Origin of the sequence: Azospirillum sp. RU38E (assembly GCF_900188385.1) — a bacterium.
Lineage (GTDB): Bacteria > Pseudomonadota > Alphaproteobacteria > Azospirillales > Azospirillaceae > Niveispirillum.
The window spans coordinates 1-1,747 of sequence record NZ_FZOI01000061.1; the positions used below are offsets into that span (position 1 = coordinate 1).

The window sequence follows — 1,747 nt, forward strand, 5'->3', positions numbered from 1 at the left end:
GCCCCCGTCCCCAGATTGGCATCCGCCCCAACCGACAGGGCACCATCCCGCACGGTGGTGCTGCCGCCATAGCTGTTGCTGCCCGACAGGGTCAGCGTGCCGGTGCCGGTCTTGGTCAGGTTGCCATCGCCGGAGATTACGCCCGACAGGGTCAGGGCATTGGCATGGCTGACTGTGCCGTGATTGACGTCCAGGGTAATGGCATTGTCGATCGTGACGTCGCTGCCCGTGACGGTCAGCGTGCCGCCATTCAACGTCAGCGCCCCCGTCCCCAGATTGGCATCCGCCGCAACCGACAGGGCACCATCCCGCACGGTGGTGCTGCCGCCATAGCTGTTGCTGCCCGACAGGGTCAGGGTACCGGTGCCCGTCTTGGTCAGATTGCCGTTGCCGGAGATCACCCCCGACAGGGTCAGGCCATTATCATTGCTGACTGTGCCGTGATTGACGTCCAGGGTAATGGCATTGTCGATGGTGACGTCGCTGCCCGTGACGGTCAGCGTACCGCCATCCAGCGTCAGCGCCCCCGTCCCCAGATTGGCATCCGCCGCAACCGACAGGGCACCATCCCGCACGGTGGTGCTGCCGCCATAGCTGTTGCTGCCCGACAGGGTCAGGGTACCGGTGCCGGTCTTGGTCAGGTTGCCAGCACCGCTGATCACGCCCGACAGGGTCAGGGCATTATCATTGCTGACTGTGCCGTGATTGACGTCCAGGGTAATGGCATTGTCGATGGTGACGTCGCTGCCCGTGACGGTCAGCGTACCGCCATTCAGCGTCAGCGCCCCCGTCCCCAGATTGGCATCCGCCCCAACCGACAGGGCACCATCCCGCACGGTGGTGCTGCCGCTATAGCTGTTGGTACCCGACAAGGTCAGCGTGCCGGTGCCGGTCTTGGTGAGGTTGCCATCGCCGGAGATCACGCCCGACAGGGTCAGGGCATTGGCATGGCTGACTGTGCCGTGATTGACGTCCAGGGTAATGGCATTGTCGATCGTGACGCCGCTGCCCGTGACGGTCAGGGTACCGCCATTCAGCGTCAGTGCCCCCGTTCCCAGATTGGCATCCGCCCCAACCGACAGGGCACCATCCCGCACGGTGGTGCTGCCGCCATAGCTGTTGTTGCCCGACAGGGTCAGGGTACCGCTGCCGGTCTTGGTAAGATTGCCATCGCCGGAGATCACGCCCGACAGGGTCAGGGCATTGGCATGGCTGACTGTGCCGTGATTGACGTCCAGGGTAATGGCATTGTCGATGGTGACGTCGCTGCCCGTGACGGTCAGGGTACCGCCATTCAGCGTCAGCGCCCCCGTCCCCAGATTGGCATCCGCCCCAACCGACAGGGCACCATCCCGCACGGTGGTGCTGCCGCCATAGCTGTTGCTGCCCGACAGGGTCAGCGTGCCGGTGCCGGTCTTGGTGAGGTTGCCGGCACCGCTGATCACGCCCGACAGGGTCAGGGCATTGGCATGGCTGACTGTGCCGCCATCGCTGCCCAGGCTGAGCGCATTGTCGATGGTCGTTGACCCGGTGACGGAGAGCGTACCGCCATTCAGCGTCAGCGTACCGCCCAGCAGATTGCTATCTGCTGCCACGGCCAGGGTGCCGGCCGAAACCGTCATCCCGCCCGTGCCGGTGTTGCTGCCCGACAGGGTCAGGCTGCCTGTACCGGTCTTGGTCAGCGCGCCCGTGCCGCTGATAACCCCCGACAGGGTGGCATCGGCATCTGCGCGGATGGTGCTCGCCG

At 65.2% G+C, this 1,747-nt stretch carries 1 protein-coding gene; it reads right to left on the minus strand.

Going from position 1 to position 1,747, the window contains the following annotated elements; genetic code table 11:
- The coding region (locus CHB97_RS25650) for an autotransporter-associated beta strand repeat-containing protein (protein ID WP_200820140.1) at positions 1-1,747 on the minus strand (1,747 nt) is incomplete at both ends.